The organism is Streptomyces sp. NPDC060205 (assembly GCF_042728395.1).
Lineage (GTDB): Bacteria > Actinomycetota > Actinomycetes > Streptomycetales > Streptomycetaceae > Streptomyces.
The window spans coordinates 1-9,225 of sequence record NZ_JBHWZP010000350.1 but is presented as its reverse complement, the minus strand read 5'-3'; the positions used below and the strand labels follow the sequence as shown (position 1 = coordinate 9,225).

Annotated in this window: 9 protein-coding genes; 6 read left to right on the top strand and 3 right to left on the bottom strand. The window is 70.8% G+C overall.

Going from position 1 to position 9,225, the window contains the following annotated elements; genetic code table 11:
* Positions 1-20 precede the first annotated feature (20 nt).
* The 3 genes from ACFWGJ_RS37330 to ACFWGJ_RS37320 are packed head-to-tail and all read right to left on the bottom strand — an operon-like array spanning position 21 to position 3,425.
* Positions 21-893 carry a geranyl diphosphate 2-C-methyltransferase gene (locus ACFWGJ_RS37330; RefSeq protein WP_387333417.1) on the bottom strand — a complete coding sequence of 291 codons (873 nt, stop codon included), beginning with the start codon at positions 891-893 and terminating at the stop codon, positions 21-23.
* 46 nt (positions 894-939) lie between these two features.
* The gene (locus ACFWGJ_RS37325; protein ID WP_387333416.1) at positions 940-1,998 is read right to left on the bottom strand and encodes a family 2 encapsulin nanocompartment cargo protein terpene cyclase; all 1,059 of its coding nucleotides are present in this window, start codon (positions 1,996-1,998) and stop codon (positions 940-942) included.
* Positions 1,995-3,425 carry a family 2B encapsulin nanocompartment shell protein gene (locus tag ACFWGJ_RS37320; protein ID WP_387333415.1) on the bottom strand — a complete coding sequence of 477 codons (1,431 nt, stop codon included), beginning with the start codon at positions 3,423-3,425 and terminating at the stop codon, positions 1,995-1,997. The genes ACFWGJ_RS37325 and ACFWGJ_RS37320 overlap by 4 nt, the downstream gene beginning before the upstream one ends.
* 438 nt (positions 3,426-3,863) lie before the next feature.
* Between ACFWGJ_RS37320 and paaA the strand changes: the two genes are divergently transcribed.
* The 6 genes from paaA to ACFWGJ_RS37290 form a co-directional block, all read left to right on the top strand.
* A complete protein-coding gene (gene paaA, locus ACFWGJ_RS37315; protein WP_387333414.1) occupies positions 3,864-4,853 on the top strand; it encodes a 1,2-phenylacetyl-CoA epoxidase subunit PaaA in 990 nt (329 codons plus the stop codon).
* Positions 4,850-5,170: a 1,2-phenylacetyl-CoA epoxidase subunit PaaB gene (paaB, locus tag ACFWGJ_RS37310; protein ID WP_387333413.1), complete on the top strand. Its 321-nt coding sequence runs from the start codon at positions 4,850-4,852 to the stop codon at positions 5,168-5,170. The genes paaA and paaB overlap by 4 nt, the downstream gene beginning before the upstream one ends.
* 10 nt (positions 5,171-5,180) lie before the next feature.
* Positions 5,181-6,008: a 1,2-phenylacetyl-CoA epoxidase subunit PaaC gene (gene paaC, locus ACFWGJ_RS37305; protein WP_387333412.1), complete on the top strand. Its 828-nt coding sequence runs from the start codon at positions 5,181-5,183 to the stop codon at positions 6,006-6,008.
* A complete protein-coding gene (gene paaD, locus ACFWGJ_RS37300; protein ID WP_387333411.1) occupies positions 6,002-6,517 on the top strand; it encodes a 1,2-phenylacetyl-CoA epoxidase subunit PaaD in 516 nt (171 codons plus the stop codon). Before paaC ends, paaD begins: the two co-directional genes overlap by 7 nt.
* Positions 6,517-7,698 carry a 1,2-phenylacetyl-CoA epoxidase subunit PaaE gene (gene paaE / locus ACFWGJ_RS37295; protein WP_387333410.1) on the top strand — a complete coding sequence of 394 codons (1,182 nt, stop codon included), beginning with the start codon at positions 6,517-6,519 and terminating at the stop codon, positions 7,696-7,698. Before paaD ends, paaE begins: the two co-directional genes overlap by 1 nt.
* A 226-nt stretch (positions 7,699-7,924) precedes the next feature.
* Positions 7,925-9,225, top strand: a 1,301-nt coding sequence (locus ACFWGJ_RS37290) for an FAD-dependent oxidoreductase (protein WP_387333409.1), incomplete at its 3' end; no start/stop codon positions are given.

Genomic DNA, 9,225 nt, shown 5'->3' with positions numbered 1-9,225 from the left:
CAGTTCCGGTTCAGGACACGTCAGACGCGGTCGGCCACGACGAGCAGGTACTGGAAACTGCCGTTCCGGTACGCGTTCAGGAACGTTTCCTCGATGCCCGTGACCAGATGCCCGGCCTCCTGGCGCAACTCCCAGTAGGGGATCGCGTCGGCGGTGAGGTCCTCCACATGGACGGGCACGAGCCGGTTGCGGGCCATCGCGCGGAAGTACTCCGAACGCGGATGGATGTCGCAGATGTAGTGCGCGTTGATGAGCGACACCTCGCGGGAGGCCCGGCCGTAGGCGTCGTTGTAGCAGCCGGTGATCGTCACATAGCGGCCCCCGCGGCGCAGCAGCCGGGCGTGCTCGGCGAAGAGCAGGTCCAACTCCACGTACATGGTGGACTCGTTGTTCCAGGAGGCCGCGTACGCGCCGGTCTCCAGGCCGGTGTCCAGCATGTTCCGGTGGTGGTAGCGCACCTTGTCGTCGATGCCCCGCTTACGGGCCTGCTCGTTGGCGAAGTCGGCCTGCTTGCGGGAGAGCGTCACCCCGTCGGCGTGGCAGCCGTACCGCAGATGGGCCACCACGCTGCCGCCGCCGCGTCCGCAGCCGGCGTCGAAGACCCGGTCGGTGGGGGAGAGGTCGCCGAGCCGGGAGGCGAGCAGGTCGGCCTGGGCCTGCTCCAGCCGGTGCAGTTCGGCGGTCATGCGGTCGGGGCCCGAGCCGGGGCCCTCGTCGAGAGCGGCCCGGTCGACGGCTCCGATGCCGTAGTGATGGTGATACAGGTCGTCGATCTTCCCCAGTTCGAGGTTGACCGGGTTCTCCTCGGCGTTCCAGTAGTCCGCGACGCGGCTCTGGTACGTGGACTGGCTCGGCACCGATGCTGCGGCGGTCTCGGCATTGGTGATGGTCAAGTGGGAACTCCTCGTTGCGCTGTGATGATGGGCCGGTCGGTGGTTGTCACCAGTAGTTGGGCAGGTGGTAGCGGTGGGAGTTGGTGGCGTGCCATTCGTGGTTTCCCGACACCCATGCGGCCAGGCCCTCGGCGTAGCGCGCGACGAGGGGTGAGGTGGCGGCCAGGACCGCCGACTCCTCCTCGAACGCCTCCATGATCCGGTTGTGGACCTCGACGGCCCGCAGATAGGCGGCCTTCAGTCCGCACCGCTCGTTGGCGGCGATGACCTGGGGCAGGTTCAGATGGGTCGGGTCGGAGGCCAGTTCCTTGGTGAAGGAGTACAGGTCGTTGACGATCGTGGTGGCGTTGCAGGCGAGCGCGGTGATCCGCTGGATCTCGGACCGGGCGTACAGCGCCGCGGGCAGTTCGTAGCCGTCGACGGCGTCGACGATCGACAGACAGGGCCTGAAGTTGTTGAACTGCCGCATGACCAGGTACTCCCAGACCCGCGGCACGTACCGGATCTCGGACCAGGCGGCCTCCGCGAGATAGCCCATGTGCAGTCGGGCCAGGTCGTGCACGATCCGGTCGCTCTGGCTGGGGGTGGCGAGCTCGCGGTAGTCCCGCAGGGCGTGGTGGTACGAGCGCAGCGGCCCGTCCGCCTCCATGCCGCGGCGCCACTCCTCCTCCAGCTCGGGTGTGCCGTGGTAGGGATCGAGCGCCGACTGGGCGATGACCAGCCGTCCGCCCAGCCCGCGGGCCGCACCGCCCCTGCCCTCGACCTCCTCGCAGTAGCAGTCGTCCACGACGTTCTCCGCGAGCAGCAGCTTCCCGGCCGCCATGAGGTGGTCGAGGCTGATCGCGCCCGGATGCTGGAGGACGACGGCCCGGCCGCACTGGAAGCCCGCGAAGTCACCCGTCCAGCTCTGCGGAAACAGGTCCAGGGAACGGGCCCAGGCCTCCAGCCTGCGGTCGATCTCCGCGGCCTTCTCCGGGTCGGCGGGCACGGCGGGCCGGTACCGCAGCCCGGGCACCGCGCCGCTGCGAGGGCGGGTGGTGGCACGGGCGAGATTCGGCGGTCCTGGCAGTCGCGCAGCCGCGGGGGAAACGGGCGGGGTGCTCACTCGGCGGTCCGCCCGACCTGGACGTTCTCCAGGATTCCCGCCGCGTCGGGAACGAGGATCGCCATCGAGTAGTAGGCCGTGACCAGATAGTTCATGATCGCGGTGGTGTCGATGTTCATGAACCTGACGTTGAGCCCCGGCTGGTACTCCTCGGGAATGCCGGTCTGGTACAGCCCGACCACACCCTGGTCGGCCTCTCCGGTGCGCAGGGCGATGACACTGCTCGTGTGCTGCGGACTGATCGGGATCTTGCCGCACGGCAGGAACGGGACGCCGCGCCAGGCCGGCACCTCATGACCCTCGATGGTGGTGGTGCCGGGCATCAGACCGCGCCGGTTGCACTGCCGGAAGAAGGCGGCGATCGCCTTCGGATGGGCCAGGAACACCCGGGTCTTGCGGCGCATCGACAGCAGTTCGTCGAGGTCGTCGGGGGTCGGCGGGCCGGAGAAGGTGCTGACGCGCTGGGCGTGGTCGACGTTGTGCAGCAGGCCGAACTCGCGGTTGTTGACCAGCTCCCACTCCTGGCGCTCGCGGATCTCCTCGATGGCCAGGCGCAGTTGCTGCTCGGTCTGGTCCATCGGGCTGTTGTAGAGGTCCGCGACCCGGGTGTGGACGCGCAGCACCGTCTGGGTGAGCGACAGTTCGTACTCGCGCGGCGAGAGGTCGTAGTCGACGAAGCCGCCGGAGAGCGTTGGCTCGCCCACGTGTCCCGCCTGCAGGGGGACGTCGGCCTCGCCCTTGCGGTTCATGGGCTTGCTCTGCTGCTCGGCGAACGCGGCGAGCTGTGCGGCGAGGGAGGGGGTGCGCTCCACGAACTGTTCGAGGCTGTCCCAGTTGAGCGTCAGCACCGTGCCCGCGGTGTCGGCCCGGACCGAGTGGTGCCAGCGGGGATCCTCCTGGCCGATGGCCTCGTCACCCAGCTGGGCGCCGTCCGTGACGACCCCGGTGACCTCCTCCTCGCCGTACTTGCCGGGGGTGTAGCGGGTGAACCGGCCGTGGACGACGAGATACGCCTCCGTGACGGGCTGCCCGGCGTCGAAGAGGACCTGGCCGGCGCGGACCTCCCGCACCCGGAACCGTGCGGCGATCTCCTGGAGGGCCGCCGTGTCCGTGTAGCCGCGCAGGGCCGGCAGTTCGGTGAGTGTCTCGGGGATGACCTTGATGTCGTCGGCGCCGTTGTGGTCGAACTGCACCCGGCCCCGGCCGACGCGGAGCTGCAGCCGCCGGTTGACCCGGTACGTGCCGCCCTTGACGTCCACCCATGGCAGCATCTTGAGCAGCCACCGCGAGGTGATGGCCTGCATCTGCGGCGCGGACTTGGTGGTCGTGGCGAGCTGGCGCGCGGCCCGGGTGCCGAGACTGGTGAACGGTGCTTCGGTGTCGGGCGGGACGGCGGCGCTGTCGGGGGGACTTTCCGGGGCGGTCACATGTCCTCCGGGTACGTGATGCGGAACAGGCGAGCGGTGCTGGGGGCGCGGGGCGGCTGTCGGGCGCGGGTTCACGGGGCGGTGGAGGCCGGGGCTGTGGCTGTGGGGCTGTGCGGACGACTGGGCAGAGCGGGCTGCGTGTAAAGCCAAACAGCCGCGGGTGGCGGCCGGGAACCGCGTGAAAGGGGCGCACTCGCGCCTCTGACGTGGGGCTCCGGTGTGCGAGGCGCGCCGCCGTCGGCGCGGCGCGCCCACTCCGGTCGCCGCCTCCGTGCGACCGGCGCGAGGGCGCACGAGGGGTTTGCGCGGTCCCGGCCCGGGTGCGGTTGGCCGCAGCGACCGGCCCTTCGGTCAGGTGATCGAGCGTGGGTCTTGCCCGGCCGGTGGAAAGGCGGCACACTGGTACCGAACGAATGGTCGGTAGGGAAGCTGGTATCGATGACCACGACGACACACTCCGCCGGGACACCCGTCCCGGAGCAGTTGTTGCAGGAGCACTTCGACGCGACGATCGCGCGGGACCAGCGGATCGAGCCCCGCGACTGGATGCCCGACGGTTATCGCAGGACCCTCGTCCGCCAGATCGCGCAGCACGCGCACTCGGAGATCATCGGGATGCAGCCCGAGGGCGAGTGGATCACCCGCGCCCCGTCGCTGCGCCGCAAGGCCATCCTGTTCGCCAAGGTCCAGGACGAGGCCGGCCACGGGCTGTACCTGTACTCGGCCGCCGAGACCCTGGGCGCCGACCGCGCCGACCTGACCGAGCGGCTGATCGAAGGACGCCAGAAGTACTCGTCGATCTTCAACTACCCGACCCCGACCTTCGCCGACGTCGGCGTGATCGGCTGGTTCGTCGACGGCGCGGCGATCTGCAACCAGGTCCCGCTGTGCAGGAGTTCGTACGGGCCCTACGCGCGCGCGATGGTGCGGATCTGCAAGGAGGAGTCCTTCCACCAGCGGCAGGGCTACGAACTGCTCCTGACCATGATGCGCGGCACCGAGGCCCAGCGGGACATGGTCCAGGACTCCGTGAACCGCTGGTGGTGGCCTTCGCTCATGATGTTCGGCCCGCCCGACGGCGACTCGCCGAACTCCGCGGCGTCGATGGCCTGGAAGATCAAGCGGCACACGAACGACGAGCTGCGGCAGCGCTTCGTCGACATGACCGTCCCGCAGGCCGAGAAGCTCGGCGTGACCCTCCCCGACCCGGAGCTGCGCTGGAACGCGGAGCGCGGCCACCACGACTTCGGCACCCCCGACTGGTCCGAGCTCAAGCGGGTCATCGGCGGCGACGGCCCCTGCAACGCCGAGCGGGTGCGGCGCCGCAGGACGGCCCACGAGGACGGCGCCTGGGTACGGGAGGCGGCCACGGCCCACGCGGCCAAGCAGGCACGGCGCGCACGGCCGCAGGAAGGGGCGACGGCATGAGCGACTCCACCCCGGACCCGACGGCGCGGACCGCCCAGGGCGACTGGCCGCTGTACGAGGTCTTCGTGCGCGGCAAGCGCGGACTGAACCACGTCCACGTGGGCTCCCTGCACGCCGCCGACGACACGATGGCCCTCACCCACGCGCGCGACCTCTACACCCGCCGCAACGAGGGCGTCTCGATCTGGGTGGTGCGCTCCGAGCACATCGCCGCCTCCACCCGTGACGAGAAGGACCCGTTCTTCGCGCCGAGCGCCGACAAGGTCTACCGCCATCCGACCTTCTACGACATCCCCGACGACGTCCCGCACATCTGAGGAGCAGGGCATGAGCGACGACCATGTCTATCTGTCCCTCGCCGAGGGACACGAGGACGACACCCGCTGGGCGTACGGCACCGGCTTCGAGGACCCGCTGCACGGGGTGGACACCACCGTGCTCGAAGGCGTCGCCGCCGACCTGCTGGCCGCCGACTGCGTGGCCCTCGCCGACGACGCCCTGGTGAGCGCCCAGCGGCTCGCCGAGTGGACCACCCGCGCCCCCGAGCTGGAGGAGGAGGTCGCCCTCGCCAACATCGGCCTCGACCTCCTCGGCCAGGCCCGCCTGCTCTACGCACGCGCCGGCCAGGTCGACGGCACCGGACGCGACGAGGACGCGTACGCCTACTTCCGCGACGCGGACGACTTCAGGAACGTGCGACTGACCGAATTGCCCGGCGGGGACTTCGCGTTCTCGGCCGTGCGGCTGCTGGTGCTGTCCAGCTGGCGGCTCGCCCACTTCGAGGAACTGTCGTCGCACCCCGACCCCGTCCTGGCGGCCGTCGCGGCCAAGGGCGTCAAGGAACTGACGTACCACCGGCAGTACGCCGCCGAGTGGGTCGTGCGCCTCGGAGACGGCACGGACGAGTCGCACCGCCGCACCCGCAGGGCCATGGAGCAGGTCGCCCCGTACCTCGGCGAGCTGTTCACGGCCTACGACGTCCGGGACGAGGTGGTCGCCGTCCTGCGGCAGGTCACCGAGGCGGCCGGCCTGCCCATGCCGGTGTACCGGCCGCTGCCCGGCACCGGCAGGGACGGGGAGCACACCGAGCATCTCGCGCCGCTGCTGGCCGAGTTGCAGAGCGTGGCCCGCGCGCACCCGGGCGCGACATGGTGACGGCGGTACGGGACGTGCAGCGCGCCTGGCACATCGCCGAACAGGTGCCGGACCCCGAACTGCCCATGCTCACCCTGGCCGACCTCGGCGTCCTGCGCGGGGTCGAGGTCGGCGCGGACGGCACCGTGGTCGCGCGTCTGACACCCACCTACTCGGGCTGCCCCGCGATGGCCGAGATGCGCGCGGACGTGGCGGCACGCCTGCGCGACGCGGGGTACACGCGCGTGGAGATCCGTACGGTCCTGGACCCGCCGTGGACCAGCGACTGGATCACCCCCGAGGGCCGCCGCAAGCTCACCGAGCACGGCATCGCACCGCCGGGAGCCGCACCCCGGCGCGCCGCCGGGCCGGTGCCCCTCGTGCTGACCCCCACCCGCCGCACGGTGGCCTGCCCGCGCTGCGGCGCTGCGGACACCGAGGAGACCTCCCGCTTCTCGGCCACCTCCTGCAAGGCGCTCTACCGCTGCCTCGCCTGCCGCGAACCGTTCGAGTACGTCAAGGAGATCTGATGGAAGGCCTGAGGCAAGAGCCGGCGGGGGACACCACCGGCCCGGCGGCTTCGACCCCGGCACCGGCCGCAGCCGCGGTGGCGACGGCTCCCGCCCCGGCGGTGCCCGCGCGTGTCCGCCGCCGCCCGGCCTTCCACACCCTGCGCGTCGCCGCCGTCCAGCCGCTGTGCGAGGACGCGGCCGCCGTGAGCTTCGAGATCCCGGCGGAGCTGGCGGGGGAGTTCGCCTTCGCGCCCGGTCAGTCGCTGACACTGCGGCGCGTGGTCGACGGACGGGACGAGCGGCGCTCGTACTCGATCTGCTCGCCGGCCGGTTCGGTGCCGCGGATCGGGGTGCGGGTGGTGCCGGGCGGTCTGTTCTCGGCCTGGCTCGTGCGCGAGGTGCGCCCCGGCGACACGGTCGAGGTGATGGCCCCCACCGGCACGTTCACGCCCGACCTCGCCGCCCCCGGTCACCACGTGCTGGTCGCGGCCGGTTCCGGTGTCACGCCGATGCTCTCCATCGCCGAGTCCGTCCTGGCCGCCCATCCGCACTCGACGGTCACCCTCTTCTACGGCAACCGCCGCACGGACACGGTGATGTTCGCCGACGAGCTGGCGGATCTGAAGGACCTGTATCCGGCGCGGTTCCAGCTCGCGCACGTACTGTCCCGTGAGCCCCGCGAGGCCGAGGTGCTGTCCGGCCGCCTCGACGCGGAGCGCCTTTCGGCGCTGGTCGGCTCGCTGGTCGACGTGGAGTCGGCGGACCACTGGTGGCTGTGCGGGCCGCACGGCATGGTCGTCGACGCCCAGCGCGTCCTGACCGGCCTCGGGGTGCCCGGCGACCGCGTCCACCGGGAGCTGTTCTACGCCGACGACGAGCCCGTACGAGAGGTGCGTCACGAGGAGGCGGCCCTGGAGGGGCCCGTCAGCCAGGTCACCGTCACCCTCGACGGCCGCTCCACCACCGCGGCGCTGGTCCGGGACCGGAGCATCCTGGAAGGCGCCCAGCGGAACCGCCCCGACCTGCCCTTCGCCTGCAAGGGTGGCGTCTGCGGCACCTGCCGTGCTCTGATCACCGACGGCAAGGCGGACATGCGCCGCAACTTCGCCCTGGAGGACGCCGAGGTCGACGCGGGCTACGTACTGACCTGCCAGTCGTACCCGGTCTCCGAGACGCTGACCGTGGACTACGACAGCTGAGACGGCGGCCGTACGGCCGAGGGGACCAGCGGCCGTACGGCGCAAAGCGGTCGGCGGCCGTACGTCGGAGGGGTCGTACGAGGGAGTGGGCGCCGGGGACATCCACTCGATCCACTCATAAATCGCGCTTATGAGGTCATAGATCCAGCCCGGCTACAGACTTAGGATAGCCTTAGTTTAGGCTCCCGGTGAGTACTCCTGATCACCGCTCGAAGGGAACCTGATCATGCCTCGCCCCCTGCGGGTAGCCATAGTCGGAGCCGGCCCCGCCGGGATCTACGCCGCCGACGCGCTGTTGAAGTCCGCAGTGGCCGTCGAGCCCGGTGTCTCCATCGACCTCTTCGAGCGGATGCCGGCCCCCTTCGGCCTGATCCGTTACGGCGTGGCCCCCGACCACCCGCGCATCAAGGGCATCATCACCGCCCTGCACCAGGTGCTCGACAAGCCGCAGATCCGCCTCTTCGGCAACGTCGACTACCCGAGCGACATCAACCTCGACGACCTGCGTGCCTTCTACGACGCGGTGATCTTCTCCACCGGGGCGACGGCCGACCGGCACCTCGACATCCCCGGCATCGGGCTCGACGGCTCGTACGGCGCGGCGGACTTCGTGTCCTGGTACGACGGGCACCCGGACGTGCCGCGGACCTGGCCGCTGGAGGCCGAGAAGGTCGCCGTCCTCGGCGTCGGCAACGTGGCGCTCGACGTGGCCCGCATCCTCGCCAAGACCGCGGAGGAGCTGCTGCCCACCGAGATCCCGCCGAACGTCCACGAGGGGCTGAAGGCCAACAAGGCCCTGGAGGTCCACGTCTTCGGGCGCCGCGGCCCGGCGCAGGCGAAGTTCAGCCCGCTGGAGCTGCGGGAGCTGGACCACTCCCCGAACATCGAGGTCATCGTCGACCCCGAGGACATCGACTACGACGACGGCTCGATCGCGACCCGGCGCGGCAACAAGCAGGCCGACATGGTCGCGAAGACCCTGGAGAACTGGGCGATCCGCGACGTCGGCGAGCGGCGGCACAAGCTGTTCCTGCACTTCTTCGAGTCGCCGACCGAGATCCTCGGCGAGGACGGCAAGGTCGTCGGTCTGCGCACCGAGCGCACCGAGCTCGACGGCACCGGCAACGTCAAGGGCACCGGCGAGTTCAAGGACTGGGACCTCGGCGCGGTCTACCGTGCCGTCGGCTACCTCTCCGACAAGCTGCCCAAGCTGCCCTGGGACGTCGAGTCGGGCACCGTTCCGGACAAGGCCGGCCGGGTGATCGAGGAGACCGGCGAGCACCTGACGTCGACGTACGTCACCGGCTGGATCCGGCGCGGTCCGGTGGGCCTCATCGGCCACACCAAGGGCGACGCCAACGAGACGGTCGCCAGCCTGCTCGACGACCACGGCAACGGCCGTCTGCAGACGCCCGTCTCGCCGGACCCCGAGGCGGTGGACGCGTTCCTGACCGAGCGGAACGTCCGCTTCACCACGTGGGAGGGCTGGTACCGCCTGGACGCCGCGGAGAAGGCCCTGGGTGAGCC